We start from the raw sequence: 25,724 nt of genomic DNA on the forward strand, positions 1-25,724 counted from the left end.
CTGTAAAACGCTGCCGTCCCCCGTCCGAAAGAGGTCTCCTTCGCCATGGCGCACAGCCTTCACGCCTCCTCACCCGCAGCTGTCCGCTCGAACCGGCCGGACCTCGCCACCGATGCCATCCGCACTGCGCGCGAGGATCTCGCCGCCTGCTTCCGCATGGCGGCGCGCAACGGTTTTGAGGAGGGCATCTGCAACCATTTCTCGGCCGTCGTTCCCGGCCATGACGATCTTTTCCTCGTCAATCCCTACGGCTACGCCTTCCGCGAGCTGACCGCGTCAAAGCTCCTGATCTGCGATTTTCACGGCCACGTTCTCGATGGCGAGGGCGAGCCTGAGGCGACCGCCTTCTACATCCATGCGGAGATGCACAAGCGCCTGCCGCGCGCCAAGGTGGCGTTCCATACCCACATGCCCTATGCGACGGCACTTTCGATGACCGAAGGCGATCCCCTGATCTGGGCCGGCCAGACGGCGCTGAAATTCTACGGCCGCACGTCGGTCGACCGCGACTACAACGGCCTCGCGCTCGATGGCAGCGAAGGCGCGCGCATCGCATCAGCCGTCGGCGATGCCGACATCATCTTCATGAAACATCACGGCGTGATGGTGCTGGCGCCGACGATTGCAGAAGCCTGGGACGATCTCTACTACCTCGAACGCGCCGCCGAAGTGCAGGTGCTGGCGATGTCGACCGGACGTCAGGTGCAGCCGGTCGATCCTGCGATCGCAGCCGCAACCTACGCGCAGATGCGCGAAGGCGATTCCGAATCCGCGCGGTTGCATCTCGCCGCGATCCGCCGCCAGCTCGATGCGGAAGAACCGCAGTACCGGCACTGACGCGGCTCAAGATCCCTGCCGCAGCTTCGCGAGCACCTTCAGCCCGCCGTATCCATCGGCGGGCGTGATGCCGGCGCGCTGCTGGAAATCCTTGATCGCCTTCATGGTGTCATTGCCGACGCGACCGTCGGTGCCGCCGGTGTCAAAGCCGGCCTTGGTCAGACGCGTCTGCATCTCCTGCACCTCCGCGAGCGTCAGCACGCGCTCGGAGCCGGGGAAGGGTTGAATGAACGGCGGCGCACCCAGGCAGCGATCGCCGAGATGGCAGATCGCGAGCGCATAATTCATCGAGGGATTATAGCTCTTCACTGAATAGAAGTTCGGTCCCAGCAGGAAGGTCGGACCGCCTGCAACAGGCGTCCACATTTGCGCGGACGCGTTCGGTTGTGGGAATGGCTGGCCATCAGCACGGGTGACGCCGGCTGCCTGCCACGCAGAATACGGGCGGCTGCCGCTCATCTCGCCGGACGCGCGCACCTCGTAGCCCCAATGCTCGCCGCGGCGCCATTTGCCGCGATCGACGAGATACTTTGCGGTCGATCCCAGCGCGTCGTCGGGCTTGCCGAACGGCGAGACCTTGCCGTCGCCGTCATAGTCGATGCCGACATTGAGCCAGACCTCCGGCATCCACTGCGAATTCCCCATCGCGCCGGCCCATGAGCCGCGCATTTCCTCCGGTGTGCTCCAGCCCTTGTCGACGATGCGCAGCGCATTGATCAACTCGGCTTCCCAATAAGCCTTGCGGCGCGGCTCGTTCCAGGCGAGCGCGGCGAGCGAGGGAAACACCGGCGTCATGTGGTTCTGCTGGACCAGCGGATCGCCGTAGGCTGACTCCACGCCCCACAGCGCCAGCAGAGTGCCGCGCTCGACACCGAAATCGCGCTCGATCCGCGCGAACAACGCCTCGTTGTTCTTCAGCGCGATCTTGCCATTGATGATGCGCCAGTCGGAGACGCGGCGGTTGATGTATTGCCAGAGCTGCTCGTGAAACTCCGGCTGGTTGCGCATCTGCTTGAACACGCTCATGTCGGGCTCGACCCGTGCCATCGCGCGCTGCCAGGTCGCAGCCGAAATGCCTTTCGCCATTGCGCGCGCGCGAAATCCCTCGCGCCATTCGTCGAATCCGGGAGGCGATGCAATGGCACGTGTCGGAAGTGCGAGCATGGTGGCCGCGCCGAGCGTGGACCTGAGCACAGCCCGGCGGCTGACGTGAGTGGCCGAGGAATCAGTGTGTTTCATGCGGTTATTCTAGCCGGAATCCAGGTCCCTGTGAGCCGGTTCCGGGAACGCGGGAACAGCGGTTCCCCCCGGAACAAACCGTCGCACTGCTGCATTTGCTCCCCACGACATCAGAGGAGGACAAGATGAGGAAGTACCTGTTTGCCGCGGCCATGATCACCGCTATCGCAACGCCTGCGTTTGCGGATGAGGTCGGCGTTCACGTCGGTCCGGTCGGCGCCGGCGTGACGGTCGGACAGTCGCACGAATATCGTGACCGCGATCGCGACCGGACCACGGTTATCAAGGAGCGAGAGCCCGCTGACCGCAAAACCGTGATCAAGAAGGAAGATGAATTCGGCAATCGCAGCAAGACCGTGATTCATCATGACAACGACTGACGGAGCAGGGGCCCTGGCTAGGCGCCGGGGCCCACGTTCGTCGACGAGACTTGGGGTGCAATGAAGATACGCGCACATGCAGAGAGCCATGTCGTCGAACTCGACGACGGATCTTGCTGGCAGATTTTTGCAGGCGATCTCGCAGCGACGCTGAGCTGGAAGCCGGAAACGGAGTTGAATTTGGAGCCGAGTGGCGACCGGATAAGTTCGCACGTGTTGGTGAATGGTGCGGACCGAAGCCGCGTCCGGGTCATTGCGGCAGGCGCGAACTGGCCCGATGGCGAAGTTAAGAAAGCGTTGAAGGGCGGATAGCGCAGCCGCTCAAATCCCCAGCTTTAAGCATGTCCTTTTGCGGTCGGTTCGCTTGCTTCTGCGCATCATGGGCACGTGCGAGAGCTGTTCGACATCATCCGTGCCAATCCCTGGCCTGTTGGCGCAGGGCTATTGGTCGTCATCATGATGATCATCGCGGAAAACTTCGGCCGCGGCATCCAGGGTGACGGCGACGCCGGATTCGGCGATTTCGGGGATGGTGACGGGGGCGATGGAGGAGGCGACTAAGCCTCCTCCTGCAGATCGGCCGCGATGCCGGCAAGCCAACGGCGAATGGTTGCCTCCGCCTTGGCATCGAGGCCACTGGCCAAGCGCTTCTCCAATTCGATCACCCGTTCCCGGCAAGCCTTCAGCAGTGTGTTGCCGCGCGGTGTCAGCGTCCATTGCTGGATGCGGCCGTGGATGGGATGCGGCGTCATTACGATCGCGCCGTCGCGCTCGAGGTTGCGGATGATCACTCCGACGGTTTGCGGCGTCAGAAAGGTGAGGCGGGCGACGTCGGCACCTGACAGGCCCGGGTAGGCGTTCAGCATGGTCAGCACGGCGAATTGCGGCGAGGTCACGCCGAGATCGACGAGCGTCCGTTCCATCTTCAGCCGGACGGCGGCGTGGGCCTGGCGCAGGAGATAGCCGAGATAGCCCTGCTCGCCGCGCTTGCCTTCGCCAGGGGCGGGCACGCGGATCGCAGGCTCCTCTTTGGGTGCCCTTTGCTCCGGTTTCGATTTCGTGATGCCGTCTGACTTGCGCATAATATAAGAGCTCTTATAAGATGTAAGTAGTCTTATAATAACACGAGGTGCACGGCAATGTCACACGCCCGAAGCGAATACGAGGATTTCAAGAGGATCGCGCCTGACGCCTATGACCTGGTGCTGGCGCTGGGCCAGGTTGCGGCCAAGGCCGGGCTCGAGAAGCAGCTCCTTGAGCTCGTCAAGTTGCGCGCCTCGCAGATCAACGGCTGTGCCTTCTGCGTACAGCATCACGTGCTGCTCTCGGAGCGATTAGGGATCCCAGCGGACAAGCTGCATTTGGTCGCGGTCTGGCGAGAGGCGCCGATCTTCTCGGCGCGCGAGCGCGCTGCCTTGGCCTGGACCGAGGCGCTGACGTTGCTGCCGGACGGGTTTGGTGACGAGGTCTATGCCCAGGCGCAGAGCGAATTCTCCGAGACGGAGCTGACCTATCTGACCTCGGCGGTCGCTTCGATCAACGTCTGGAATCGGTTCGGCGCGGCCTTTCGCTGGACGCCTCCGAAGCGCCCGGGCGCTGCTCAAGCTGCATCCTGATTGGCCAGGACGGAGATTGTCATGAGCGCAATGAATCTCGCCAACATGCAGCATCCGATGCCGTTACGCTCTATGGCTCTGGCCGTTGTCGGCGGACTTGCCTGCGCGCTTGCGATCGGCAGGGTGCTACCGGTCACGAAGGATATCGTGTCAGACGCACTCGCGCCGCTCTGCGCCAACGCTGCGGAAGGCTCGCCACTCGACAAGGTCGAGCCGATCGGGTCCTACGCACTGCCCAACGTGCCGGGCAAACGGGTGACCATCGTGCGCGTGTTCTACGGTCCGGGCGGATTTTCGCGGCCGCATCGGCACGCTGGCTCGGTGATTGCTTACATTACCAAGGGCGAGATCCGATCCCAGCTCGGCGGTGGTCCGGTTGAGACATTTGGTGTCGGCCAGTCCTTCTTCGAGCCGCCGGGCGCAACACATCTGGTCTCCGCCAACGCCAGCACTACGGAACCTGCCGAACTGATCGCGGTGTTCGTGGCCGATGAGGGCGCCCAGCTGACGACCTATCTGGATTAACCAGCCGATCGTATCTCGGACACCCAATCGCTGGTCCGGGATGCGCGATCGAGGTCGCCGCGCTCAATTCTCGTCGCTGCTCGATCCCTCACGATGATCGGGCTTGAGCACGTCTTCGGGCAGTGCATGAGCGACCGGCTGCGGGGTGCTCGCGATCTCCGGGCCGATTTCGCGCCCGCGGGCGCGGATCAGGCGCTCATAGGCCGAGACCAGCGTGACGTAGGGGCTGACCCAGATCCAGCCATCGCGTGTGAAGACCTGGACGTCGAAATGCAAATGCATCGACGTGCCCGCAGGATGGTCGAGATAGTTCGAGATCACGCCGATCTTCTCGCCTTCGGTGACGATGCGGCCATTCAGCACCCCATTGGCATCCAGCGCCTGCGGATTCATGTGCATATAGCGGAAGCGGATGTGCTCGGTGCGGCTGTTGACCTCGAGTGTCGCAGCCTGGTCCTTGGGCGCGCGGATCACCACGGCGTCGCGCACGGCGACGACGCCGCGCTGCCTGGGATCACAGGGGCTGCGGCTGTCACCGGGCGGGGGACAATCGGCGGCCCGGATGTCCTCGCCCTGATGGCCATAGCCGCCGCCGCACTGCCAAACCTCGAAGCTGCGTGACTCGCAGAAATTGTCGCGCCAGGGATAGGCGGTCGGGCCGTCGTCCTTCTCGCGCTTGGAGTAGGATTGCGAATGCACGAAGGCCGGCGCCGTCTCGAGCGGGAAGCGGATCTGCGCATAGGCCATCGGATCGGCATGGCCGCCCTGCTTGCGATAGCCGGTGTTCGGGATGATGTCGCCGCTCGGCCGGTAGCTGAAATCCGCCGCACGCCCGCTGGGACGATCGATCACGAGGGAGGCAACGTCCATCAACGGCCGCGCGCGCTGGCCGCCGGCGACATGCAACGCCTTCAGGAAGCGCTCGGCAACGGGATAGGCCTCCTTGCAGGCCAGCCGCCGTGGTTTTGCGACACTGTCGAGGCACTGGACGGACACCACATAGGCCGCGCCGAAGCGTGTGAACGCGTAGCGCAGATAGCCTTCGCGGATGAACCGGCGCAGGTCTGGATAGACGGTCGCAAGCGGCTTGGCTTGCTCGCCCTTGCCGCCGGCGGGATCGGCGATGTCGTAGACAAGTGCCGACCCAGTGATCTGAACTTCGACTGGCTTTGCGAAGGTTCGTGTCGGCATGCCTTCGCCGGCGCCAGGCTCGAGTGAAAAGCTCGCACTGTAGCCGGCAGGGCCGGCATCGAACATGTCGACGGGATTGAAATCGGCCTGATAGCGAGACAGCGCGAGCGCCGTGCCCGGCGCGCCATTGCGTTGCGCCTCGAGATAGGCGGCGGCATCGAACGGCAGCAGCACGGGAACGGGGCTGCGGGAAATGCCGGTGAAGAATTGCGACGAGATGGCGTTGAGCTGCACCAGCGCCGGCATCGCACGCGGATCGAAGCGCGGCACTGAACGACGCGGCACGAAGATGAAATCGCCCGCGATCTGCGGGTGGCTGCTGATCTCGGTGCGGAGCTGGTCGAGCGCTGCGCGCCAATCGACGCGCAGGGCTGTGAGGGAAGGGCTGCGGATTTCGTCTGCAGCGATCGGCGTGGCGGGGAGGAGCGAGAGCGACGCCAGAAGCAGCGAGACGAAGCGGAAACTCTTCCCAACCACTGTCTCGCCCCCCGGCGGCACCTATCCTGATTCGTCGCTTAGTCCTTGGCGCGCTCGGAGTAGGAGCCGTCTTCGGTCATCACCACGATGCGGGTGCCGACCGAAATGTGGGGCGGAACGGTGGTGCGGACGCCGTTAGAGAGCACGGCGGGCTTGTAGGACGACGAAGCCGTCTGGCCCTTGGTCACCGGCTCGGTCTCGACTACTTCAAGTGTCACGCGCTGCGGCAGAGCGAGCGAGACCACGTTGACGTCGTGGGTCGACAGCTTGACGGTCATGTCTGGCTGAAGATAGGCGGCGGCATCGCCGACGACGTCCTTGGAGACCTGCACCTGGTCGTAGGTCTCCGGGTTCATGAAGTGGAAGCCGTCGCCATCTTCATACAGGAAGGTGTAGTTGCGCTCTTCGATGGTGGCCTTTTCGACCTGGTCGGTAGTCTTGTAGCGCTCGGAGATCTTTACCCCGTCCGAGATTCGGCGCATTTCGATCTGACTGACCGGCGTGCCCTTGCCGGGATGGATGTTCTCGGCACTCACGACGACATAGAGCTTGCCGTCTTGCTCGATCACGTTGCCTTTGCGGATAGAACTGGCGATGACTCTCAAAGCTATATTTCCTGCTTGCTTGGCCCGGCACCGGCCAGGACGTGGTCAAATCGATGGGGGACTTGGGGCCTCAAATCAGACCTTGGCGCCCGTTTCGGGCCGCAACATACTGATTTTGCCGTTCGATGCCAGCATTTTGCTGGCCGAGAGGGGCGTCGGTTAATGGCTGGGGACAAGCCGATCTCACCGTTCTGGACGCCCAGCCGGCACCTCGACCGGCGGCCGTTCCTCCAGGCTAGGGGAGCCATTACCGGCGCTGTCAGGGGCTTTTTCGCCGAGCAGGGGTTCGTCGAGGTCGAAACCTCCGTCCTCCAGGTTTCACCGGGCAACGAGACCCATCTGCACGCTCCCCGGACCGAGATCATCCGGCCGGATGGCAGCCGTGCCAGCCGCTACCTGCGGACTTCGCCCGAATTCGCCTGCAAGAAGCTTCTGGCGGCCGGCGAGGAGCGGATTTTCGAGCTCGCCCGGGTATTCCGCGACCGCGAGCGCGGTGACCTGCACCTGCCCGAATTCACCATGCTGGAATGGTACAGGGCCGACGCGCCCTACGACGCCATCATGGCCGACACTGTCGTGGTGATCGCCCACGCCGCCCAAGCAACCGGAATCGGGACCTTCTCGTTCCGCGGCCGAACCGCCGACCCCTTTGCAGAGCCTGAGCTGCTGACCGTCGCGGGCGCCTTCGAGCAATTCGCCGGCATTGACCTGCTGTCGACAATCTCGGGCAATGAGGGTAACCGTGCCGCGCTCGCCGGAGCGGCCGCCGACAAGGTGCGGGTCGCCCAGGACGATACCTGGTCGGATATCTTCAGCAAGATCCTGGTCGAGCATGTCGAACCGCATCTGGGACAGGGACGTTTGACCATTCTGTTCGAATACCCATCTCCTGAGGCGGCGCTGGCGCGGGTGAAGGCTAGCGATCCCAGGGTCGCGGAACGGTTCGAGGTCTATGCCTGCGGTGTCGAGCTCGCCAACGGCTTTGGCGAACTCACCGACGTAGAGGAGCAGCGCAAGCGCTTCACCGCATCCATGGCGGAGAAGCAGCGCCGCTATGGCGAGGCCTATCCGCTGGACGAGGATTTTTTGGCCGCTGTTGCCGCGATGCCTGAGGCGAGCGGTGTCGCGCTCGGTTTCGACCGGCTGGTGATGCTGGCAAGCGGTGCAACACGGATTGATCAGGTGGTGTGGACGCCGCCAGCAAATGAAGCGTTAAGTTAAGTATGACGAAGCCCAATCTTGCACGGACATTGCGCGAGCCGGCCGAACTCGTGGCCGCCGGCCTTGCACCTTCCACGGCACTGCCCGCGCTGGAGCGCGTCGCTGCGCGCTATGCGGTGGCGATCACGCCGGCGCTGGTCGATCTGATCGACACATCCGATCCCCAGGATCCGATTGCGCGCCAATTCGTTCCGGCCGCCGCCGAGCTCGAGATGCAGCCAGGCGAAAGCGCCGATCCGATCGGCGACCATCCGTACGCGCCGGTTCCGGGGATCGTGCATCGCTATCCCGATCGCGTGCTGTTCAAGCTCGTTCACGTCTGCGCGGTCTATTGTCGCTTCTGCTTTCGCCGCGAGATGGTGGGGCCCGGCAAGGAGAACGCGCTCTCGGACAGCGCCTATGGTGCTGCGATCGACTATATCCGCATGCATAGCGAGATCTGGGAGGTGATCCTCACCGGAGGCGATCCGCTGATGCTGTCGCCACGTCGCATGAGCGAAATCATGGCCGATCTTGCCGCGATCGATCACGTGAAGGTCATTCGCCTGCATACCCGCGTACCCCTCGCTGATCCTGCGCGGATCAGCGACGAGATGGTCGCTGCGTTGAAAATCGAGGGCGCGACCACCTGGGTTGCCGTGCATGCCAACCATGCACGCGAGCTGACCGGCCCGGCCCGGGGCGCTTGCGCGCGGCTGGTCGATGCAGGGATACCTTTGGTGAGCCAGTCCGTGCTGTTGCGGGGCGTCAATGACAACCTCGCTGCGCTGTCCGATTTGATGCGGGCGTTCGTCGAATGCCGGATCAAGCCCTACTACCTGCACCATGGCGATCTCGCGCCGGGCACTTCGCATCTGCGCACCACGCTGGCGCAGGGGCAGGATTTGATGCGGCAGCTGCGCGGACGGGTGTCAGGGCTGTGTCAGCCGGATTATGTCATCGACATACCAGGCGGCGCCGGTAAGTCCCCGGTCGGGCCGAATTATGTGTTGGCGGCGCAAAATACCGCAGCCGATGCCGGTGATGCGAAGACCGAAACGCGCTATCGTATCGTCGACTATTGCGGCGACGTTCATCTCTATCCGCCCGAGAATTGAGCGGACGGAGAACGCCGGTTTGAGGAATGGAGGATCGGACATGAAGAAGATCATGGTGGTGGCATCGCTCGTGGTCTTGCTCGGCGGAGCTGCGATCGCGCAGACCGGGACCAAGGAATCGACATCCGGCGGCGCGACTTCTGGATCGGTGCCCCAGGCACCGATCGGTCATCGTCAGCCGCGGGCCGGCGACGTGCCGAATGAAAAGAATCTAAGCGATTCGAACAATCCGGTGAGCAAGGAAGACGCCCTGCTCGACAAGAAGATCAAGAGCATCTGCCGCGGCTGCTAAGCCCGTCATCGTTGCGCGGCGGGCAGGGCGCGAACAGCATCGCCCGGCCCGCCTTGTGGCCTTACGCGGAGCGCTCGTGCCGTCCGGCCCGCGCGGTGTTGCGCCGGATCTCTACCGCATCGGCGAGTTGCTCGAGCACGGTCGCCGTGGTCGCCCAATCAATGCATCCATCGGTGATGCTCTGCCCGTAAATCAGCGGCTTGCCCGCGACCACGTCCTGGCGGCCGGCGACGAGATTGCTCTCGATCATCACGCCCATGATGCGGTTCTCGCCGCCAGAGATCTGGCCGGCGATCTCGGCCGCGACCAGCGGCTGGTTTTCCGGCTTCTTGCTCGAATTGGCGTGGCTCGCATCCACCATCACCAGCGGGGCGACGCCGGATTTTGCCAGATCGTTGCATGCGGCCGCGACGCTTGCCGCATCGTAGTTCGGCTTGCTGCCGCCGCGCAGGATGATGTGGCAGTCCTCGTTGCCAGCGGTCGAGGCGATCGCCGAGCGACCGAGCTTCGTCACTGCCATGAAATGATGGGGATGCGAGGCGGACTTCACGGCGTCAGCGGCGATGCGCACGTTGCCGTCGGTGCCGTTCTTGAAGCCAACGGGGCAGGATAGACCCGAGGCCAACTCGCGGTGGATCTGGCTTTCGGTCGTCCGCGCGCCGATCGCGGCCCAGGAGACGAGATCGGCGATGTATTGCGGCGTCGTCATGTCGAGGAATTCGGTGCCGGCGGGCAGGCCGAGATTGTTGATGGCCGAGAGCACGTTGCGTGCAAGCCGCAGGCCCCTGTTGATGTCGAAGCTGCCATCGAGATCCGGATCGTTGATGAGGCCTTTCCAGCCGACCGTCGTGCGCGGCTTCTCGAAATAGACACGCATCACGATCTCGAGCTGGTCGGCGAGATCCTCGCGCAGCGCGGCAAGACGCTCTGCATACTCGATGGCGGCCCTGGGATCATGGACCGAGCAGGGCCCGACGACGACCAGAAGCCGATCGTCCTGGCCGTTGAGGATAGCGTGGATGGCGTTGCGCGCCGCCATCACCACGCGGGTCGCCGTGAGGGTGCGCGGGACCTCCCGCATCACGTCCTCAGGCGTGCTCAGCTCTTTCAGTTCGCGGATACGCAGATCGTCGGTCGTGCTCAGCACGGCGGGCTCCTGTCATTTTGAGAACCTGCCGGCCAATAAAAAAGCCGCCAGGTCTGGCGGCTGTTCGGACGTTTGCTTCAATATTTCAGATTGAGCGCGATCCTCCTGCCGCCAGCGAGCTGTCGTAGCTAAAGTACCAAAAATAGCTGGTGGCGACGGTGATCATGGTCGGTCATATAGCGCGCCATGGGCGCCTTGTCATCCCCCAATAGGCGCGAGGGGCTTCGAGGCACCTCAACTGTTGCTTTTGCGTGCCGCCAGCGCCATGCCGATCAGGGTGGCGCCGCCGAACAGAAGGTTGATACCGACGAGCAGGCCGATCGCCCATTCCGCCGAGCTCGGCAGGCCCGTGATCACCATGAACGAGATCGCGATATCGACGAGGCCCGAGATCAGGAGCCACGACCAACGCCCGCTCAGTTCTCGGCGGTGCTCCAGCGCATACATGATGGTGGTGACGCCCTCGGCGAGGAAATAAGCGCCGAGCACGATGGTCAACGTCAGCACCGCCTGCATCGGGCGGGCCAGCAGCAACATGCCGGCGAGCACGGCGAGCGCCGCGGAGATCAACGACCACCAGAATCCCGGCGAGGTGCGCGCCCAGTAGGTGGCGACCAACCCGCCGATGCCGCTGACCAGAAACATCCATCCGAGAAAGATCGTGATCGCGAGGCTTGCGAGCGGCGGCAGGATCAGCGCGGCGACGCCGAGAACGGAAAGCAAAATGCCTTCGAACAGGAAGGCCTTCCAATGCGCCTTCACCGCCTGGCTCATCGCAGATTGCAGCCGTGAAAAATCCTCGGGCGATGTCATCGGCAGGCTCCAGATCGAAAGGTGTGCGCCCAATCTAATACGCGCGCACCCGGCTTGCCATCCTGCGGATCAACCGCCGCCGTGCGCTGACGAAAAACCTTCGCCATTGGTGCGGATGCGGTTGCGGCCAAGAATGTAGATCGCCGTCGTGACGACCAGCAGCGCAAGGCCGAGCAGGATCGAGACGAAGCCGATCGGGATCAGCGCCAGCGTCAGATTGCGTTCGGGGTTGATGAGCCAGTGGTGGATCGAGGTCAGAACGAAGGCAAGGCCGAGGAAGCCGACGCCACCGCCGGCGAGCAAAAGAGCCCACATCCGGCGCAGCTGGCTGAGGCGCTCCCGCGCGATTTCGGTGCGGGGCGCATGATGGCGCGCGACGCGGCGCACCAGGCGCATGGCAAAAGCGATCGAGCTGAAACCGATCAGCAGGCTCGCCCCGCCCAGCCACATCCTTAATGTCGGGTCAAGATCCGGCATGCGCTGCAGGGTGAGCAGCGGGAAATCGAACGCGGAATGCAAAGCGAGGGGACCGATCAGCATCAGCAGGCGGCTGGAGAGACGGGCCCAGTCACGGTGATGGCGGTTCGCACCGAGCGCCGTGCCAGCGCGCGCGATCGTGAGGTAAGCGCCGGCGATGATGCCGAGCGCGCCGTGGAACGGCACTGTGAGAACACTGCGCAGCGCTGCCAGCGACCGCCACATCTCGGCATGCTGCACCAGATAAGCGAGGTTCTCGTAGGCGGCGAAGCCGAGGCCGACGGCAGCGCCATAGACGACTGTGTCCATCGGGTTGGCGAAGGTCCGCCGCTTGGTCGAGGAGACCAGGACGATTGCGATCACCTTTACCGCCTCCTCAGGCAGTGCGACGCCGAACACCGAATGCATGGCGAGCGCCGCCCAGGGATTGTCGGGGGCCGCGACCATCTTGGCGAAGGGGGCCCGGGCGAGACCCAGCAGAGAGATGCTGGCTGCGCCAAGCAGCAACGCGGTCCAGACCTGGGCCGGCGGCCCCGGGCGTTCCTCGGCAGCAATGACAAGCCACAGCATCAGCAGCGCCGGTGCGATCGCGGCCGTTCCGATGACGGTGGGTAAAGCTTCAATCAGGTACATCGGCGCCGAAAATAGGTTCCCTTGGTCCGCTAATCCACGCTTTCCGATGCGACCATCTGTCATGCGCCTGCTGTCCCGTTGCTTAACAAGCGCGACAGCTAACCTTCATCAGGACCGCAAAGTGTCGAACGCGAGTGCGATCAATCGCACGACAGAGCCGTCTTCGTCGACCACATCGGATAGACGAGTCTGGTTGGTTAGCGATTGACAAGTCAGATCAAGGCAATGCGCAGTTTTCTTCGATATTCACGATGCACGGACGAAAGCGACGAGTCCAGAGGCGGGGTTCGTCACGAACCGGCCTTTCTCGGCTTGAACTGCGGCCTCCCGCCGGGGTGACCGCGCTCCGGCCATCAATGGGTGGTGAACCGCGTCGGGGCGTCGGGGGCGATATCGAAAGCGCCGAGATGAAATTCCTCGCCGACGGTCTCGGCGGTCTCGGCATGATGCGCCAGCAGCGTGAATGCGGCTTGCGGATATTGCTTCCAGATATCGAGGTCGCCGGCGGTGATCGTGAGCCAGCCGAACGTGTACATGTAGCGTCCGGGCTCGGTAACCCGGCCAACCCTGTCCCAAGTGATCTTATCGACTGTGATCCTATCGGTTGTGGTCTTGTCGACTGCCATTCGGTCCCCCGATCGCAAATCCGCCAATGACGCCCGGCCCACGGCACGGATGTCCAGAAGCTGATCCCGCAATTGGGCCGCGATAGGGCAGCGGTGAGGAGGCAGCACGGCCGCGCCGCGGCCGCTGCGCGCCGACCCTTAGCGTGCCGTCGAAGCCGCCTCCGCTTCGGACGCCAGCTCCAGCTGGCGGTGCGAAGCGTGGAAGACATCGTGGACGAGGCCGATCTTTTCCAGGCCCAGAATGATCAGACCGTTGAGATCGATCTCCCACCAGGCGTGCGAGATATAGGCGTCCCGCGGGAAGCGGTGATGGTTGTTGTGCAGACCCTCGCCGAAGGTAAGGATCGTGGTCATGAACTCGTTGGTCGAGGCGTCGTCGACCTCGAAGCGGCGATAGCCGTAGGCGTGGCAGACCGAGCCGGTGAGCTGGCTGGTGAGGATCAGCAGATAGGCGCGGAGCAGGCCGGAGAAGAGCACACAGCCGATCATGGTGTGCACGCCGCCGAAGACGTAGCCGATCACGCCGGGGATGAAGACCGCAGACATTCCGTACCAGACCCAGCGCGTGCGCACGAAGAACATCGCGATCGGATCGGCGAGGATGTCCTTGGCGTAATATTCGTTGTCGGTGGTCGCCTGGTCGAACACCCAGCTGCCCTGCGCGTGCAGGAATCCCTTGAACGCACTGACGTAGCGATTGCCGAAGCCGTCGAACTGCGGGCTGTGGGGATCGCCGATATGGTCGGCATAGAGATGGTGGCGGCGGTGATTGGCGACCCATTTGGCGATCGAGCCCTGCACCGCCATCTGAGCGATTGCGCAGAAGAAGACGCGCATGATCGGGCCGGTGCGGAAGCTGCGGTGTACGAACAGGCGGTGCATGCCGGCGCCGATCCCAAATGTCGTCAGCGCGAACATCCAGCCGAACGTAAACAGCTCGACTTTGCCGACGCCCTGGGTGACAGCCCAGATGATCCCCGCGACAGCACCGACGTAGAGAATGCCAAGCAGAAGGTAGCTCTCGCGCAGCTTGGCCCGGACGAGCGGGCCTTCGGTGACGACGCCGGGAGGGAGCTGCGGCTTGGCGGCACTGACGGTGCTCTGGGCGATCTCTGCCGGGGTGAGCCCGGCATCAGCGATGGACATTCCAGCACTTCCAATATTTCGGGGAGCCCGCAAGGATTGCGGACGGACTGGCTCACACCCTATCGCGCAGGCGCCTCGACCTCCAGCATTTAGTTAAAATTGAGTTAAAATCCGGTCCGCAGGGTTTATGCCGGCTGCGGTATTCCCTGGCGCACGACCAGGCGAACGAGGTCGTCCCGGTGCTGCCTCTCGGCGAATTTCACCGCAAAGCCGTGTTCGAATTTCCGGATCACCCGCCCGACGCAGGCTCCGATGGCCAGGGGGGTTCCGACCGGCGGGTCATATTCGCAGGAGATTGCGACCCCGGCCGTAGAGACATCGATGATGAAGCAGGGATGAGAACTGCCGTCGGCCAGCGTCAGGACGGTGTGGGAGGCCTGCGGGACGAAGCGAGCCTCGCCCCGCAGCTCTTGAATCCTGGCGTCTTTCTGCTTTTTCTCGAGCCATGTCAGCTTTTCCGACATCCAGGCGCGTCGCGCTCGTGTCATCTCGAGCTCCATCAGGAAACCTGATTTCAGCGTCGCGCTGATGGTGCACTGGAATTCGCCGAAATCCTGGAAATAGGAGGTCACTCGCTCTCCTATCTTGCCGACGACCGGCACGTCCACGATCATGCGGAACGGCGAGACGCGTTTGGTACGGCAGGCGAAGTTTCTCAGTTTGCCCTCGCAATCGTACCAGCGATGCAGCGAATAGCTGCCGCTCACAGTGACTTCCACTGCTCGCTGCCTGAGGAACTCTGCGACGGACATGGGCCCCAAGATCGTGTTTCGAATTCTTTCCGTAATTCCACGGTAGCGATCAAACTCTAAGCAAATGATGCCGACGCCCAAGAGCAGGGGTAAATTTCCGGTAAACGGGTCGGCCGGTCGTGTGCCCGGGCAGGGGGCAGACCGTCGCGATGATTGGGCGCGCGCGTTCACAACCATTGCGGGCGCGATGGAGCTGAGATCCTGCCGGCTATAGCCGTCCGGCATTCGTCGATGACGGGGATCCAGGATTGGCGCTCCCTAGCGGAATCGAACCGCTCTCTCCACCGTGAAAGGGTGGCGTCCTAACCGATAGACGAAGGGAGCAAACGCAAGGCCTGACAGCATTTGGCGACAGGCCCGCCGGCCGGCCGAGTCGTGCCCGGCGGCTTGCAGCGGGCGAACGTATAGTGGCCTTTGGGCTTGTGAGCAAGCCGTCCCGGCGGGCTCTTTTGGGCCCGGTGGATAGCCGGGCCCGGGATTCATTCGGGCAGCGATTTCAACCGTTTTTTAGGGTTCCCCGGGCTAGCGCTGGGGCGGGAGATCTTTTGCCGATGCCACAGCCCAAGAAACGCGCAGCCCGCAAGCTGCTGTCGCAGCATGCCTGGATAACGCTCGAGGGCGGATTTGCGGCGCGGCATTGCCTGGTCCAGGACATCTCGGCCTCGGGCGCCAAGATCACGATGGACGACGATGCGAGCGGGCTGCCGGGCGTGATCCGGATGGCGTTTGCGCGGGATGCGCGCACCGGGCGGAGCTGCCAGGTGGTCTGGCGCCGTGGCAAGTCGGCCGGCATCAGGTTTCTCTGACGCCGCGGATAGCGCCGGGCCCGTCGGCGGGCTACAAGCAGGCATGCGCCTCGCCATCCCGTGCCTGATCTCGCTCGCACTGACCTCCGCAGCCGGGGCCGAGGGCGTGCGCCTGCCGCCCACCGAGCCGCCCCAGTCCGCCAAAACCCTGCCGCTGAAGAGCGGCACAGGCTCTGCCGGGGCCAATGGCTGCGCGGCCTATGGTGTGGGCTTCACCATGGTCGCAGGCACCTGCGTGAAGATCGGCGGCACCGTCAGGGTCGACGCCGTGACCGGGCGCTGAGGGTCCCTGATGTCGCAGGACCTGATGCGGCTCGATCTTCTCGTTCCCGTGCTGATGTATTGCGCGCTGCTGTGGTGGGTCGGCCGCGGGCTGTCCTGGACCGCGAAGCTCGCCACGGCAGTCGTCACGCTGGCGCTGATCGCCATCGTCGTGACGGTCGAGCGCGGCTGGCACTAGGCCTGCAGACCCAAACCGCGAAAACAACCCCATGCACAGTAGAAGCCGGCCGCGGGCAGTTTTGCGCCGCGAGCGCGATTCCGCGCGCGCGCACCGGGCCTTGACCCGCGCCGGCGGCTCACGACATCGGCGGGGCCACGTGCTGCGCGAATCCGGGCCGCTTGCCGAGCGCGGCAAGCCAGCGCGTGAGGTTCGGCTGCGCCGGCCGGGAGATCCCCTCGACGCCGAGCCAGCGCCGCGCATAGGCGCCGACGGCGATATCGGCGAGCGTGAACGCGTCGCCTTCCATGTAGGGCCGCGTCGAGAGCAGCCGGTCGGCGATCGTCCAGACCTCGGCGGCCGCATCGGCATCCCTCTGCACCTTGATCATGTCGCGCTCGGCCGGCGCCGTGCGCACGATGCCCCAGAACACCGGGCGATCGACCGGCTGCACCATCGACAGCGTCCAGTCGAGCCAGCGGTCGACGCCGGCGCGCAGCTTCGGCGCCTCCGGATAGATCGGATTGCCGCGCCCATGCGCGAGGCAGAGATAGCGCATGATGGAGTTGGACTCCCACAGCGAGAAGTCGCCCTCGACCAGCGTCGGAATCCGCGCATTCGGATTCATCGCGAGATAGTCGGCCTCACGCGTCTTGCCGTATTGCATCCCGGCATCGATGCGCTGGTAGCGCAGCCCGAGCTCGGTGAGGCACCACAGCACCTTCTGCACGTTGACCGAATTGGCGCGGCCCCAGATCGTCAGCTGTGTGTCAGGCATCGAGCGTCTCCCGCAGCGTTGATGTGCCGCGGGTGATAGCGGAAATCGCCAGCCACAGCGATGCTGTTTGCCGCGCGCCCCTCATGCAAAAAGCTCCGCTTCGAGAAGCGGAGCTTTCATTGCAGCGCGAACCTGATGCGCGACAAACGCAAAAAATGCGTTTGCGCTGGCGACAAACGCGAATGCGTTTGCGCCGATATCAACGGCCGAAGAACAGCCACAACAGAATGATCACCGGGATCGGCACACCCAGCAGCCACAGCAAAATTCCGCGTCCCATCGCGTCCTCCTCCAATTCGTTTTGTCGGAGGGGCAACGCCGGCCGCGGGAGCTTGTTCCTGCTATCTGGACCTACCAATGGCCGGTGTTCGGCATCGACGCCCACGGCTCGGCCGGCGCCTTCGGCTCGCCCTTCTGCAGCAGCTCGATCGAGTGCAGATCAGGCGAGCGGACGAAGGCCATGTTGCCGTCGCGCGGCGGCCGGTTGATGGTGACGCCGGCCTTCTGCAGCTTCTCGCAGGTGGCGTAGATATCGTCGACCTCATAGGCGAGATGGCCGAAAAAGCGGTCCTCGCCATACTTCTCCTCGTCCCAATTATAGGTGAGCTCGACCAGCGGCGCACCGCGCGTCGGCGGCTGCTTCTTCAGGGTCTCGAGATCATCAGACGCGCACAGGAACACCAGCGTGAAGCGCCCCTTGTCGTTCTCGATCCGCCGCACCTCCTTCAGCCCCAGCGCATCCTGGTAAAACTTCAGCGCGACATCGAGATTGCGCACGCGCAGCATGGTGTGGAGATAACGCATGTTTCTTGCTCCCTTGGATGATCAGAGGGTTTTGCTTTGGGCCGGAACGGCGGGGGAGAGATAGCAGGAAAGTGGGGGGAGGGGCAGGGGGCGGGGGAAACGTGTGCGTGAGGGGGAAAAGCTCAGAAGTACAGAGCCTGTGCGAACCAAGCCGACCCGACACGTCGGCAGAAGACCCGCGGGGCATGAGTCTGGTGCGCTGTGATCGCACTTCACTGCAACTTCAGCAGCCGCTACCCTACCGGCTCTGCCACCGAAGGAAGAAGAAGCTGTTCTCGGGACGGCCGTGACGGCCGCGCCCGGCGTGAGCAGCGGACCGCAGCGCTGAGGGAAGTGGACGAATAAATGTCAACGAACCCCAAGCAAGCAAAATCGAAAGGCTCGTTGGAGAATATGACCAGTACCGGCCGGTCGTCGTAGAAACGGATCTCGATCATGGGACGCTCACATCGACCGATGACATCCTTTTGTAGCGAATGGCTGATCCAGAGTATGTTTCCCTTCTGGATTAACCCGAAGTAGGCGCCGCCGCCGGACTTTCCTGCGTCAGGCTGCCAGAGATGGCCGTCGTCGCGGTGGTGCGGGCGGCGATCAGCCCGGTCACCTCGGGCCAGCAATTGTCACGGGCGTTGTTGGTCTGGATCTCGAGCAATTGCCGCCCAATACTCCGCCGCGGGCTAATCGAAGTCGCGGTCGGCAGCCATCGCAAGCGAATTTAATGCACTGTCAGCGTAATTGGTTGAGAGAGGTGACGGCGGGCTGCCCTAACCCGCGCCGTCCCCGAGCAGGACTGGAGCCAGCAGAGCGCCACCGCTAAAAGGATTTAGTGCGCCGTCACCGCAATTGCAGCTCCAAGAGTCGAATGATCAATTGAGGTGCCGTTTGCTGCGGCTTTAATTGGAGCGGTGATTCAACGTCCGCTACTGGAGGGCAAACTTGTGGTGGATGAGAAGCGAACACTCCTCTGGCATGGCGCAGCCTTGTTCCTGATCGGATTGCTGACGGGGTTGGTCGAGCAGCATTTCACCAAATGTGAGGATGGCGTTGGCTGCTCATTTGGAGGGCGTGATGAACGGCACGTTCTTGCTGGCGGTCGGCGCCATCTGGAGCGAGGTCAGGCTATCGGCACGAACGAAGGCAGTGGCCTATTGGGCACTGCTCATCGGAACATACGGCAATTGGATCGTGACGACGTCGGCTGCCGTGCTTGGGACGGCCGCGCTCTCGCCAATCACGGCGACGGGGCATGAAGCTGCGCCTTGGAAGGAGGCAATGATCACCGGCGGCTTCGTATTCATCGGCTCTGCCATCGTCCTGGCCGTTGTCTTGCTCATGCTCGGGTTGCGCACCAAAGCAAAGCCGGAGTGAGGGTACCGGAAGGCCGTGACCCACTACGGAATTACGAAAATTGCGATGACCGGAATTACGGTGACAGGTGAATTAGGGTGACAGTGCACTTATCTCGACTGGTTGAGTGCACTGTCACGTAATTTCAGATTTCATTTCTTTTTCTTTTGCTTCTTCTGCTTTTTTATGGTGTCGGCTTGAGCCCGGAAGGCTTCGGCGAGGCTCTTCATCTGGTCGGCCACAAAGGCGTCAGCCGTTCGGGCGGCCGCCTGTTCGGCCACGACAGCCTGCTTTTTGATTTGCTTCACCACACCCATAAGGACTCAATGTGCGGACTGTTGTGTGGTTCCCTTCCGCATTGCAGCGACGGTGGACCCAAGGGACGAGGCTGCGCCGAGGCCGCAGAGCCCAGGTGGCGGCCGCGAATAGATTTAGTGCGCCGCCACCGTAACTGCCTACTTGCACTCAAAACTCGCCGCGCTTTCCGGATCGCCTTGCCCCTTGTACTGCGCATGTTGCGGATAGGCGCAGAGCGGCCGGCTGCGGCCGGGAAAGGCTGGTCCTGTCGCGAGCACCGCATCGGGCGCCTTGCCGTCTTCCACCCAGTTCACGAGCGCGCTGAGGAGATCGAAATGATCGAGCGTTGCGCCGCTCGAGCAGTGACCCATGCCGGGCACCAGGAAGGCCCGGCTCGATGTCTCCCGCACCATCTCCATGCCGCCGGAATCCGCCGCCATGCGCTCGTAGTAATTCACGGTGTCTTCAGCCGAGAACCAGGGATCGCTCACACCGTGGTAGAACAGCAGCTTGCCGCCATGACCGAAGTAGCTCGACAGGTTGGTCCAGTAGGCGGTGTTGGCGAGGCGATCCAACCCGCTGGTGTTGACCCGGTCTTCGAGTTGATCGACGTCGATGTTGTTCCAAACGGGCGGTCCGACCGGACTGCGCGCGCCGGTCGTCAGGATGCCCGGAATGGCAACGCCTTCGGCTGCCACGCCGCTGTCCCACGGGAACGGCGGGTAGACCTGCGTGCCACGTGAGTTCTTCGGTCCGGCAAAAGCTTTTCTGAGGGCATCGACCTGCGGCGGCGCCAGGCAGGACTCCGTCTTGTCCGTCTTGTCGCCCTTGCAGGTGAGGACCGCGGGATCGAATTGACAGGCCTTGACGTCGAAGATCAGGCCATCCTTGACGCCGTCCTTGGCGTCGCAGGCCTCGAGGATCGCGTTCGTGATCAGCTTGCGCTCGCCCGCGGAAAAAGTCCTGGCGGGCTCCGGCTTGCCGGACGCATCTTTCGGCGCGATCTGGCTGAACGCGGCGTTGGCCCAGGCGAGACCGATATTGGAGTTGCCGGTGCGCATCGCAGGCGCGCCGGCGACGATGCCGTCGAATTGCTCGGGATAGCGCGCCGACGCCAGCATGGCTTCGCGGCCCCCGGTCGAGCACCCCGTGAAATAGGAGCGTTTTGCGGGCTGGCCATAGTAATGCGCGACGATCGCCTTGGCTGTTAGCGTCACCTTGCCGACGGATGCAGTGGCGAAGTTGAGCGCGGCTTCCTGGTCCTTCAGGAACGAGGCATCGAACACCTCGCCCTGATGACCGCTATCGGTCGTAACAACGGCAAAGCCGCGCGCCAGCGCCGGCACCTCGCCGGCCGCCTGGTAACCCAGAGGCGGCCGGATCGTGCCGTTCAAACCGCCGCCGCCCTGAAACAGGAACCGGCCGTTCCAGCGATCGGGCAGGGCGATGGCAAAGCCGATCGCGTAGGACTTGCCCTCGACGCCCACGCGCTGATCGATCACGCCATCGGCGCGGCAGTTCGACGGCATCGCCACCGGTACGGTGGCCGGCGCCGGCGGCGACGGCTGCACGGTCCCCGGCGGCGCCTCCGGCACCATCTCGGCCTTTGTGACCAGTGCCGTCGATCCCGGCATCTTCCAGCCGGTCAAGTCAGCGCATTTGAGTGCAGGTGGTATGTTGGTTGAATCGGCCGCGCTTGCCGGCCAGATCGCAATGACCATGAAGGCCGCTGCCAGAAACAGGCAAGCCATCGCACCATCAAGCGTCACATTGCTTTTTCGCTGCATCGTTCTTCCCTGCCGTTTCTTGATTTTATTACGGTGCACGTAACTCACGCTGGCCGCCGCGACGATGCGCTGACATTGAATCTATCTTGTCTTATTCGGAAGGTGCAGTCCAGCCGCGCACATTGCAGTCCAGCACTACCACCTTAATTCGAGGTCGGACGTGTCGATGGGAATTGACGGAGATCGCCACCGGCGGGGGCCGCAAAGCGGGCCGAGCGCGATTTCACCGCATTCGTTGGCGGCGCATTGAACCGCATTAGCAGCAGCGCGCGTCCGGGGATCAAAAATCGGGGGCGGGCGAGATGGCCGGCGCCGTGAGAGCGCCAACATGAGGCTGACGTCTCGCGCAGCGCCAAGACCAATCCATAAGACCAATCCATAAGGCTAGTCCATAAGGCTATTCCATGTGGCCGATCATCTAAACGCTGCCGCACAGAACGACAGCGCTGGAAAAGCCTAAACGCAAAAGTACAGGCAGAAACGTTCTCAGTTGGACGTACAGACCTTGACGGTCTTCATGCCGGTTTCGGCTTCGGCGCGGGTCTTGTAGACCGTGTCGCCGCTGACCACCGTCGTCTCCGACGTCGTCGGCTTCGATTCCGTGATCGTGCACTTCTTGGTCTTCACGTCTTGCACGACGTAGAATGACTGCGCAAACGCGGGAGCCGCCACTGAAGTCAACATGGCGACGGCGATCATCGTTTTGAATTTCATTTTGTCCTCCTCGATCAGCCCGGCCAGCGGGCCCGTTTTCAAAACTCCGAAAATTACCACTTGTTCCCGGGTGCCTCGAACCATCCCGCCGGCGCTGCGTTGTCGCGTCGTACAACAGGAGGATTCGATGCTCGACGTACGGCTGGCGGCAACTCTCATCGCGATGTCGATTGCTTTGATGTCGGTTGCATTCGCCGAACCGACAAAGGACCGGGCTCAGCCCGTGGTTCAAAGCTCCAGCGAAGCGCGGCCCGTGCGCGTCATCCTCCCGGCTCCCTGGGAGCCCAGCGAGAGGCAAGCCGAAACGCGGTCGGCAAAGTAAACGGATGCCTCGGCAGGCGTGCTCGTGGATGCCGAGGTCCCACAAATGGCATCGCGCTGGAGCGCTCCAATGGACCGAACTTCAATCTACGACGAGTTGGCTCGGGTCGAGCGCGATGTGGTCGCAGGCGAGCGCCGGCTGGCAGAACAGGAGCGCCTCGTTGTCGACTTGAAACGAGAAGGTCAAGATACGACAAATGCCGAACTGGAGCTGGAAACGTTGCGCGAAATCCAGCGCCAGCGCGATCAAGACCGGCAGCGGCTCCTTTCGCTGCTCCAGCCGTGAAATGGGCGGCGATGATCCTACCCCAAGGACGTTGCAGGGCCGCTCAGCGTGGCCACCGGACAAGATTGCACTCAGCTTCGGCGACAGCACCCGAGAGTTGAGCGCAGGATCACCCTGATTACCGTAATCCGACACGGAGACACGGATGGACCGCAAGTCGCGGCTGCGGGAGCGCTTCTCGCCGTCCACTACGCGTACGAATACCGGTATGTGATCTTGCTTGTCTTGTTTGTCTTGTTTGTAGGATTGGTCGGCATGATCGCCAGTTTCGCAACGGGCGATGTCGAGGCAAGGGTGCCAATCGTCCCACCGTCATCACCCGTCGGATGAATCTCTCCTGCGGGCAAGTCCATCCAGCCAAATCCAGGAACGCATCACTATGCTCACCGTCTATGGCGAAGGCCGTGGTTTCCGTGTTGTTTGGCTGCTCGAGGAGTTGGGATTGGCTTATCGGCTACGCCAGGTCGATCTGCTCGCCGTCGAGAACGATCGCGATTTCCTCGCGATCAATCCGGCCGGCTTCATTCCCGCATTGCAGGACGGCGAGACGGTCATGGTCGAATCGATCGCGATCCTCGAGTACCTGCTCGCCCGCCATGGCTCAGCTGCGCATGGCGCAGCTTCACTTGCCGTGGCTCCTGATGATCAAGCCTTCGCGTCCTATCTGCAATTTCTCCACCTGGGTGAGGCCGGGCTTGCCGGGCCGATGAACGCTGTCTTTGTCGGTCGCGAACTGGCGCCCGAAGCCGAGCGAGAGGCCCGTGTCACCCGTTGGGCGCTCGAGACCTTCGAGAGCCGGCTCGGGCTCGTGACCCGCCGCCTTGCCGAGTATCCTTATCTGGCCGGCGACCGGTTCACCGCCGCCGATATCTCGGTGAGCTACGCGCTCCTGCTTGGGCTACGCACCGGCAACTACGTTCCCGGTCCGACCGAGCGCGACTATCTCGCCCGTACGACGGCGCGCCCTGCTTACGCCCGGGCGATGGACAACTGCCGGGCCACCAAGGCTTGGGCGGCGCGATCACCGGGATTATAGGGCTGGCTCGATTGGGCGGCCCAGCGATCAGCCGCCTGAACCCTCGGCAAAGGCGGCGCGACCAAGTTGCATGGCATGACGAGATCGGCATGAAGCGCTGGCTGCGAAAGCTTGGAAGGATGGCATGGGCTGCAGGGCTTTGCGGGACGGTCGCCTGGCTTGCGCTGACGACAATCTCGCCTCAGGAGCCCGATGCCGCACATCCGGTGCGCTACGTCCACCGGCACGACGTCAGGTACGTCGGCGCGGACATGAGCCTGGTCCTGCAAATTCTATTCGGGCTGAACTTTGCGCTGGTCCTGGTTGCGGCTGGGTGCCATTTCGCCGGCAAGGACGTCGAAGATGGATCTTGGCCAGGCAGGATCGGCGAACCTTAGCGCCTGCAGCATCGATTTCCTCGCCACCGTTAACGAATGTGAATGACGGAACCCCGGGCAGCCAGGATGATGCGCCTTTAGGTCGAGGGGGCGTTCCCATGTTTGATGCCGACACCAGAGCCTTGCTGCGCACGATTTTGGACGAGGTCTGCGGGCAGATCGACCCGTCTCAGACCGCCACGCGGGCTCACGTCGCCGCAGAGATCCTTGCTGCTGCCGGTCGTGAGGCCACGCCTGAAAACATCAAGGCAGCGGGCAGGGATGCACTGAAGAGCGCTCCCACGATGTGGCGATAGGCGGCACGCCGATCATCAGGCCAACGCGAACCACGCCAGCACCGCAAAGACCGGGATGACGGCGAGGCCGAACAGCAGCAGCGGTGCCGGCTCATTTCCGGTGCGGTCATCTCTCATGTTCGCTCCCTGGCAATAGCCCCGCAACGCCAAAGGCGCGCGGATCAGGAAATCTCTTTCGGCAAGTCCCATTCGGGCTTGGGCTCGAACGGCTCCGACTTGAGCCGGCGCCGATAATCCCGCGCTGCCTCGAGAAGGTTGTGCCTGACCTCCTCGTCTGCGGTTTGTGCCGCGAGGGCTTCGGCCCGGTCTGCCTGCTGCGCGAGGGAGTCTCTGCTCATGCAGCGCCAACTCTGCGATGCCACGAGCGTTCCAGGCTCGCCTTCCTCATCGACAGAGGGGATTGACGAGGCATGAAAAACCGCCCCCGGCAGGCCAGGAGCGGTTCTCGAGATCAGCTGCAGCGAGGGCTCAGTGACCGGTGCCGGGCTTCGTCGTCTTCGGCGGCTTGTCGTCTTCGAGGCGGCCTTCGTTCCTGAGGTCGCGACCTTCCTGGGCCTTCCTCTGGCTCTCGGCTGACTTGCCGTGCTCGTTCATCTCTTCCTTGACGTACCCAGCAGCTTCTTTCGCCTTGCCTTGAACGCTCATCGCAATCTCCTCGTTTGGAGATGAGGCAACGTGCGTGAGGATGGGGCGTTCCTGCGCGGCCAAGGCCACAAGGAGGTGCATCTGCCGGGAACAGGTTAGTCGTCAGCGCGTACCGATGCGTTGATGTCGCGGGCAGAAACCGGAAAAATGCTCCGCGTCCGACATCCCCATTGTGTCCGGTTGCCACCCGGCAGTGCGCTCGATAACGCGCCTCTGCCCAGCCGGTTCAACTCAGGCTCAGCACCAAAATGTGCTGAGCGCGGTTCCGCCTGCGCGGCACCGGTCGAGGCTCGGCTTATGCTGCGATGCGCCGCTCGGCGGGCGCCGTCAAATATTTCAGCACTTCGGCATGCTCGAGGTCGGGAACCGCGATCGCGGTGTGGCTGTAAATCGCGTGCGAGCGCGATTTTGCGATCTTGTCGAGGATCTCTTTGCCCTTGATGACGTGGAGGCCCATTCCGTCTCCGGACGGGAAGATCGCAAGCACCACGTCATAGGCGCCGATCACGGTTCTGAGCGCTTCGGCCTTGTCTTCGGCGACATCGACAAACACACGGACATCGGCTGCGAGTTCACGCAGCTCGTCAAAATTCAGCACTGTGGGTTACTCCAACGCAACGAGACTGCTGGGGAGAGTGGCGGGGTTGGGTTACCAGAGTCTGAACAACATCGATCGTATCGAAAGTTTCATGATGAGGTGACAGGTCATGTGGAAAA

At 63.1% G+C, this 25,724-nt stretch carries 36 protein-coding genes, 1 tRNA gene and 1 pseudogene; 18 read left to right on the forward strand and 20 right to left on the reverse strand.

Translation table 11 applies throughout. The annotated features are described in order from the left end of the window. Positions 1–45 precede the first annotated feature (45 nt). Positions 46–837, forward strand: coding sequence for an aldolase (locus ACVW16_RS34970; RefSeq protein WP_456735045.1), 792 nt, complete (start codon positions 46–48; stop codon positions 835–837). Between the two features lie 6 nt (positions 838–843). Here ACVW16_RS34970 and ACVW16_RS34975 read toward each other — a convergent pair whose 3' ends face one another. Continuing rightward, complete coding sequence (locus tag ACVW16_RS34975) at positions 844–2,076, reverse strand: lytic murein transglycosylase (RefSeq protein ID WP_456735046.1); 1,233 nt, start codon at positions 2,074–2,076, stop codon at positions 844–846. Positions 2,077–2,201: 125 nt separating this feature from the next. On the opposite strand from ACVW16_RS34975, the gene ACVW16_RS34980 reads away from it, so the two are divergent. The 3 genes from ACVW16_RS34980 (at position 2,202) to ACVW16_RS34990 (ending at position 3,017) form a co-directional block, all read left to right on the forward strand. Beyond that, on the forward strand, positions 2,202–2,456 hold the full coding sequence (locus ACVW16_RS34980; protein ID WP_456703455.1) for a hypothetical protein: 255 nt from the start codon (positions 2,202–2,204) through the stop codon (positions 2,454–2,456). A 60-nt stretch (positions 2,457–2,516) separates the two neighbouring features. Beyond that, positions 2,517–2,768 (forward strand): hypothetical protein, encoded by a 252-nt coding sequence (locus ACVW16_RS34985; protein WP_456703456.1) that lies wholly within the window; start codon positions 2,517–2,519, stop codon positions 2,766–2,768. Between the two features lie 75 nt (positions 2,769–2,843). Beyond that, positions 2,844–3,017 carry a hypothetical protein gene (locus ACVW16_RS34990; protein ID WP_456735047.1) on the forward strand — a complete coding sequence of 58 codons (174 nt, stop codon included), beginning with the start codon at positions 2,844–2,846 and terminating at the stop codon, positions 3,015–3,017. Here ACVW16_RS34990 and ACVW16_RS34995 read toward each other — a convergent pair. Then, positions 3,014–3,538, reverse strand: a complete 525-nt coding sequence (locus ACVW16_RS34995) for a MarR family winged helix-turn-helix transcriptional regulator (RefSeq protein ID WP_456703458.1) — start codon at positions 3,536–3,538, stop codon at positions 3,014–3,016. The two genes, ACVW16_RS34990 and ACVW16_RS34995, sit on opposite strands and share 4 nt — an antisense overlap. Positions 3,539–3,595: 57 nt before the next feature. Here ACVW16_RS34995 and ACVW16_RS35000 point away from each other — a divergent pair, with 57 nt between their 5' ends. Both ACVW16_RS35000 and ACVW16_RS35005 read left to right on the forward strand, forming a co-directional pair. Next, positions 3,596–4,072, forward strand: a complete 477-nt coding sequence (locus ACVW16_RS35000) for a carboxymuconolactone decarboxylase family protein (RefSeq protein ID WP_456735048.1) — start codon at positions 3,596–3,598, stop codon at positions 4,070–4,072. Positions 4,073–4,093: 21 nt separating this feature from the next. Then, entirely contained in the window at positions 4,094–4,597 is a 504-nt protein-coding gene (locus ACVW16_RS35005; RefSeq protein WP_456735049.1) for a cupin domain-containing protein, read from the forward strand. Between the two features lie 63 nt (positions 4,598–4,660). Here the strand turns inward: ACVW16_RS35005 and ACVW16_RS35010 are convergent, their stop codons facing one another. Then, a complete protein-coding gene (locus ACVW16_RS35010) occupies positions 4,661–6,286 on the reverse strand; it encodes a M23 family peptidase (protein ID WP_456735050.1) in 1,626 nt (541 codons plus the stop codon). Between the two features lie 17 nt (positions 6,287–6,303). After that, positions 6,304–6,870, reverse strand: coding sequence for an elongation factor P (gene efp / locus ACVW16_RS35015; RefSeq protein WP_027557928.1), 567 nt, complete (start codon positions 6,868–6,870; stop codon positions 6,304–6,306). Between the two features lie 162 nt (positions 6,871–7,032). On the opposite strand from efp, the gene epmA reads away from it, so the two are divergent. From epmA to ACVW16_RS35030, 3 genes are read left to right on the forward strand one after another with little or no spacing between them, the layout of a single operon-like run. Continuing rightward, positions 7,033–8,091, forward strand: coding sequence for an EF-P lysine aminoacylase EpmA (epmA, locus tag ACVW16_RS35020; protein WP_456703462.1), 1,059 nt, complete (start codon positions 7,033–7,035; stop codon positions 8,089–8,091). A gap of 2 nt (positions 8,092–8,093) precedes the next feature. Next, positions 8,094–9,188 carry a lysine-2,3-aminomutase-like protein gene (locus ACVW16_RS35025; protein WP_456735051.1) on the forward strand — a complete coding sequence of 365 codons (1,095 nt, stop codon included), beginning with the start codon at positions 8,094–8,096 and terminating at the stop codon, positions 9,186–9,188. Between the two features lie 40 nt (positions 9,189–9,228). Then, positions 9,229–9,480 (forward strand): hypothetical protein, encoded by a 252-nt coding sequence (locus ACVW16_RS35030; protein WP_456703464.1) that lies wholly within the window; start codon positions 9,229–9,231, stop codon positions 9,478–9,480. A gap of 61 nt (positions 9,481–9,541) precedes the next feature. Here ACVW16_RS35030 and ACVW16_RS35035 read toward each other — a convergent pair whose 3' ends face one another. The 7 genes from ACVW16_RS35035 to ACVW16_RS35065 form a co-directional block, all read right to left on the reverse strand. Next, entirely contained in the window at positions 9,542–10,627 is a 1,086-nt protein-coding gene (locus ACVW16_RS35035; RefSeq protein ID WP_456735052.1) for a 3-deoxy-7-phosphoheptulonate synthase, read from the reverse strand. Between the two features lie 234 nt (positions 10,628–10,861). After that, the gene (locus tag ACVW16_RS35040; RefSeq protein WP_456735053.1) at positions 10,862–11,440 is read right to left on the reverse strand and encodes an HdeD family acid-resistance protein; all 579 of its coding nucleotides are present in this window, start codon (positions 11,438–11,440) and stop codon (positions 10,862–10,864) included. Between the two features lie 69 nt (positions 11,441–11,509). Further along, a complete protein-coding gene (locus tag ACVW16_RS35045; protein WP_456735054.1) occupies positions 11,510–12,550 on the reverse strand; it encodes a PrsW family glutamic-type intramembrane protease in 1,041 nt (346 codons plus the stop codon). 353 nt (positions 12,551–12,903) lie between these two features. Next, complete coding sequence (locus tag ACVW16_RS35050) at positions 12,904–13,176, reverse strand: hypothetical protein (RefSeq protein ID WP_456703468.1); 273 nt, start codon at positions 13,174–13,176, stop codon at positions 12,904–12,906. A 138-nt stretch (positions 13,177–13,314) separates the two neighbouring features. Beyond that, positions 13,315–14,322, reverse strand: coding sequence for an acyl-CoA desaturase (locus ACVW16_RS35055; protein ID WP_456703469.1), 1,008 nt, complete (start codon positions 14,320–14,322; stop codon positions 13,315–13,317). A 125-nt stretch (positions 14,323–14,447) separates the two neighbouring features. Then, complete coding sequence (locus tag ACVW16_RS35060; protein ID WP_456705278.1) at positions 14,448–15,074, reverse strand: PilZ domain-containing protein; 627 nt, start codon at positions 15,072–15,074, stop codon at positions 14,448–14,450. Between the two features lie 249 nt (positions 15,075–15,323). Further along, positions 15,324–15,398, reverse strand: a tRNA-Glu gene (locus ACVW16_RS35065). Positions 15,399–15,625: 227 nt separating this feature from the next. Here ACVW16_RS35065 and ACVW16_RS35070 point away from each other — a divergent pair. From ACVW16_RS35070 to ACVW16_RS35080, 3 genes are read left to right on the forward strand one after another with little or no spacing between them, the layout of a single operon-like run. Next, complete coding sequence (locus ACVW16_RS35070; protein ID WP_456703470.1) at positions 15,626–15,880, forward strand: PilZ domain-containing protein; 255 nt, start codon at positions 15,626–15,628, stop codon at positions 15,878–15,880. Beyond that, positions 15,849–16,163 carry a hypothetical protein gene (locus ACVW16_RS35075; RefSeq protein ID WP_456735055.1) on the forward strand — a complete coding sequence of 105 codons (315 nt, stop codon included), beginning with the start codon at positions 15,849–15,851 and terminating at the stop codon, positions 16,161–16,163. Before ACVW16_RS35070 ends, ACVW16_RS35075 begins: the two co-directional genes overlap by 32 nt. Before the next feature lie 9 nt (positions 16,164–16,172). Next, positions 16,173–16,340, forward strand: a complete 168-nt coding sequence (locus ACVW16_RS35080; RefSeq protein WP_092239166.1) for a hypothetical protein — start codon at positions 16,173–16,175, stop codon at positions 16,338–16,340. Between the two features lie 118 nt (positions 16,341–16,458). On the opposite strand, the gene ACVW16_RS35085 is transcribed toward ACVW16_RS35080, so the two are convergent. Then, positions 16,459–17,097 carry a glutathione S-transferase family protein gene (locus tag ACVW16_RS35085; protein ID WP_456703473.1) on the reverse strand — a complete coding sequence of 213 codons (639 nt, stop codon included), beginning with the start codon at positions 17,095–17,097 and terminating at the stop codon, positions 16,459–16,461. 351 nt (positions 17,098–17,448) lie between these two features. Then, positions 17,449–17,901, reverse strand: coding sequence for a VOC family protein (locus ACVW16_RS35090; protein ID WP_456735056.1), 453 nt, complete (start codon positions 17,899–17,901; stop codon positions 17,449–17,451). Between the two features lie 560 nt (positions 17,902–18,461). Here ACVW16_RS35090 and ACVW16_RS35095 point away from each other — a divergent pair. Further along, positions 18,462–18,620, forward strand: a complete 159-nt coding sequence (locus ACVW16_RS35095) for a hypothetical protein (protein ID WP_456735057.1) — start codon at positions 18,462–18,464, stop codon at positions 18,618–18,620. Positions 18,621–18,969: 349 nt separating this feature from the next. Beyond that, positions 18,970–19,269, forward strand: a complete 300-nt coding sequence (locus ACVW16_RS35100) for a hypothetical protein (protein ID WP_456802598.1) — start codon at positions 18,970–18,972, stop codon at positions 19,267–19,269. A 131-nt stretch (positions 19,270–19,400) separates the two neighbouring features. Here ACVW16_RS35100 and ACVW16_RS35105 read toward each other — a convergent pair whose 3' ends face one another. The 4 genes and pseudogenes from ACVW16_RS35105 to ACVW16_RS35120 form a co-directional block, all read right to left on the reverse strand. Further along, a complete protein-coding gene (locus ACVW16_RS35105; protein WP_177243657.1) occupies positions 19,401–19,565 on the reverse strand; it encodes a hypothetical protein in 165 nt (54 codons plus the stop codon). A 138-nt stretch (positions 19,566–19,703) separates the two neighbouring features. Next, a complete protein-coding gene (locus ACVW16_RS35110) occupies positions 19,704–20,243 on the reverse strand; it encodes a tannase/feruloyl esterase family alpha/beta hydrolase (protein WP_456738170.1) in 540 nt (179 codons plus the stop codon). After that, positions 20,241–21,332 (reverse strand): annotated as a pseudogene (locus ACVW16_RS35115) (tannase/feruloyl esterase family alpha/beta hydrolase); the annotation flags it as partial. The gene ACVW16_RS35110 and the pseudogene ACVW16_RS35115, both read right to left, overlap by 3 nt. 486 nt (positions 21,333–21,818) lie before the next feature. After that, positions 21,819–22,046, reverse strand: a complete 228-nt coding sequence (locus ACVW16_RS35120; RefSeq protein WP_456703479.1) for a hypothetical protein — start codon at positions 22,044–22,046, stop codon at positions 21,819–21,821. A gap of 391 nt (positions 22,047–22,437) precedes the next feature. On the opposite strand from ACVW16_RS35120, the gene ACVW16_RS35125 reads away from it, so the two are divergent. The 4 genes from ACVW16_RS35125 (at position 22,438) to ACVW16_RS35140 (ending at position 24,362) form a co-directional block, all read left to right on the forward strand. Then, positions 22,438–22,653, forward strand: a complete 216-nt coding sequence (locus ACVW16_RS35125) for a hypothetical protein (RefSeq protein ID WP_456703480.1) — start codon at positions 22,438–22,440, stop codon at positions 22,651–22,653. 379 nt (positions 22,654–23,032) lie between these two features. Beyond that, positions 23,033–23,689: a glutathione S-transferase family protein gene (locus ACVW16_RS35130; protein ID WP_456735059.1), complete on the forward strand. Its 657-nt coding sequence runs from the start codon at positions 23,033–23,035 to the stop codon at positions 23,687–23,689. A gap of 89 nt (positions 23,690–23,778) precedes the next feature. Then, on the forward strand, positions 23,779–24,066 hold the full coding sequence (locus tag ACVW16_RS35135) for a hypothetical protein (protein WP_456735060.1): 288 nt from the start codon (positions 23,779–23,781) through the stop codon (positions 24,064–24,066). A gap of 98 nt (positions 24,067–24,164) precedes the next feature. After that, positions 24,165–24,362 (forward strand): hypothetical protein, encoded by a 198-nt coding sequence (locus tag ACVW16_RS35140; protein WP_456703484.1) that lies wholly within the window; start codon positions 24,165–24,167, stop codon positions 24,360–24,362. A 161-nt stretch (positions 24,363–24,523) separates the two neighbouring features. Here the strand turns inward: ACVW16_RS35140 and ACVW16_RS35145 are convergent, their stop codons facing one another. The 3 genes from ACVW16_RS35145 to ACVW16_RS35155 all read right to left on the reverse strand — a co-directional run bounded on the left by ACVW16_RS35145 (position 24,524) and on the right by ACVW16_RS35155 (position 25,605). Further along, complete coding sequence (locus ACVW16_RS35145; RefSeq protein ID WP_456703485.1) at positions 24,524–24,700, reverse strand: hypothetical protein; 177 nt, start codon at positions 24,698–24,700, stop codon at positions 24,524–24,526. A gap of 130 nt (positions 24,701–24,830) precedes the next feature. Continuing rightward, positions 24,831–25,007 (reverse strand): hypothetical protein, encoded by a 177-nt coding sequence (locus ACVW16_RS35150; protein ID WP_456703486.1) that lies wholly within the window; start codon positions 25,005–25,007, stop codon positions 24,831–24,833. A gap of 295 nt (positions 25,008–25,302) precedes the next feature. After that, entirely contained in the window at positions 25,303–25,605 is a 303-nt protein-coding gene (locus ACVW16_RS35155) for a hypothetical protein (protein ID WP_456703487.1), read from the reverse strand. Between the last annotated feature and the right edge of the window lie 119 nt (positions 25,606–25,724).

This window comes from Bradyrhizobium sp. USDA 4474 (genome assembly GCF_054057515.1).

Excerpts from the sequence above, each read along its gene's own strand:
- ACVW16_RS34970 (WP_456735045.1), top strand. The coding sequence starts at position 46 with ATGGCGCACAGCCTTCACGCCTCCTCACCCGCAGCTGTCCGCTCGAAC.
- ACVW16_RS34975 (WP_456735046.1), bottom strand. The coding sequence starts at position 2,076 with ATGAAACACACTGATTCCTCGGCCACTCACGTCAGCCGCCGGGCTGTG.
- ACVW16_RS34980 (WP_456703455.1), top strand. The coding sequence starts at position 2,202 with ATGAGGAAGTACCTGTTTGCCGCGGCCATGATCACCGCTATCGCAACG.
- ACVW16_RS34985 (WP_456703456.1), top strand. The coding sequence starts at position 2,517 with ATGAAGATACGCGCACATGCAGAGAGCCATGTCGTCGAACTCGACGAC.
- ACVW16_RS34995 (WP_456703458.1), bottom strand. The coding sequence starts at position 3,538 with ATGCGCAAGTCAGACGGCATCACGAAATCGAAACCGGAGCAAAGGGCA.
- ACVW16_RS35000 (WP_456735048.1), top strand. The coding sequence starts at position 3,596 with ATGTCACACGCCCGAAGCGAATACGAGGATTTCAAGAGGATCGCGCCT.
- ACVW16_RS35005 (WP_456735049.1), top strand. The coding sequence starts at position 4,094 with ATGAGCGCAATGAATCTCGCCAACATGCAGCATCCGATGCCGTTACGC.
- epmA (WP_456703462.1), top strand. The coding sequence starts at position 7,033 with ATGGCTGGGGACAAGCCGATCTCACCGTTCTGGACGCCCAGCCGGCAC.
- ACVW16_RS35025 (WP_456735051.1), top strand. The coding sequence starts at position 8,094 with ATGACGAAGCCCAATCTTGCACGGACATTGCGCGAGCCGGCCGAACTC.
- ACVW16_RS35030 (WP_456703464.1), top strand. The coding sequence starts at position 9,229 with ATGAAGAAGATCATGGTGGTGGCATCGCTCGTGGTCTTGCTCGGCGGA.
- ACVW16_RS35040 (WP_456735053.1), bottom strand. The coding sequence starts at position 11,440 with ATGACATCGCCCGAGGATTTTTCACGGCTGCAATCTGCGATGAGCCAG.
- ACVW16_RS35045 (WP_456735054.1), bottom strand. The coding sequence starts at position 12,550 with ATGTACCTGATTGAAGCTTTACCCACCGTCATCGGAACGGCCGCGATC.
- ACVW16_RS35050 (WP_456703468.1), bottom strand. The coding sequence starts at position 13,176 with ATGGCAGTCGACAAGACCACAACCGATAGGATCACAGTCGATAAGATC.
- ACVW16_RS35055 (WP_456703469.1), bottom strand. The coding sequence starts at position 14,322 with ATGTCCATCGCTGATGCCGGGCTCACCCCGGCAGAGATCGCCCAGAGC.
- ACVW16_RS35060 (WP_456705278.1), bottom strand. The coding sequence starts at position 15,074 with ATGTCCGTCGCAGAGTTCCTCAGGCAGCGAGCAGTGGAAGTCACTGTG.
- ACVW16_RS35070 (WP_456703470.1), top strand. The coding sequence starts at position 15,626 with ATGCCACAGCCCAAGAAACGCGCAGCCCGCAAGCTGCTGTCGCAGCAT.
- ACVW16_RS35080 (WP_092239166.1), top strand. The coding sequence starts at position 16,173 with ATGTCGCAGGACCTGATGCGGCTCGATCTTCTCGTTCCCGTGCTGATG.
- ACVW16_RS35085 (WP_456703473.1), bottom strand. The coding sequence starts at position 17,097 with ATGCCTGACACACAGCTGACGATCTGGGGCCGCGCCAATTCGGTCAAC.
- ACVW16_RS35090 (WP_456735056.1), bottom strand. The coding sequence starts at position 17,901 with ATGCGTTATCTCCACACCATGCTGCGCGTGCGCAATCTCGATGTCGCG.
- ACVW16_RS35095 (WP_456735057.1), top strand. The coding sequence starts at position 18,462 with ATGGCCGTCGTCGCGGTGGTGCGGGCGGCGATCAGCCCGGTCACCTCG.
- ACVW16_RS35100 (WP_456802598.1), top strand. The coding sequence starts at position 18,970 with ATGAACGGCACGTTCTTGCTGGCGGTCGGCGCCATCTGGAGCGAGGTC.
- ACVW16_RS35105 (WP_177243657.1), bottom strand. The coding sequence starts at position 19,565 with ATGGGTGTGGTGAAGCAAATCAAAAAGCAGGCTGTCGTGGCCGAACAG.
- ACVW16_RS35120 (WP_456703479.1), bottom strand. The coding sequence starts at position 22,046 with ATGAAATTCAAAACGATGATCGCCGTCGCCATGTTGACTTCAGTGGCG.
- ACVW16_RS35125 (WP_456703480.1), top strand. The coding sequence starts at position 22,438 with ATGGACCGAACTTCAATCTACGACGAGTTGGCTCGGGTCGAGCGCGAT.
- ACVW16_RS35130 (WP_456735059.1), top strand. The coding sequence starts at position 23,033 with ATGCTCACCGTCTATGGCGAAGGCCGTGGTTTCCGTGTTGTTTGGCTG.
- ACVW16_RS35135 (WP_456735060.1), top strand. The coding sequence starts at position 23,779 with ATGAAGCGCTGGCTGCGAAAGCTTGGAAGGATGGCATGGGCTGCAGGG.
- ACVW16_RS35140 (WP_456703484.1), top strand. The coding sequence starts at position 24,165 with ATGTTTGATGCCGACACCAGAGCCTTGCTGCGCACGATTTTGGACGAG.
- ACVW16_RS35145 (WP_456703485.1), bottom strand. The coding sequence starts at position 24,700 with ATGAGCAGAGACTCCCTCGCGCAGCAGGCAGACCGGGCCGAAGCCCTC.
- ACVW16_RS35150 (WP_456703486.1), bottom strand. The coding sequence starts at position 25,007 with ATGAGCGTTCAAGGCAAGGCGAAAGAAGCTGCTGGGTACGTCAAGGAA.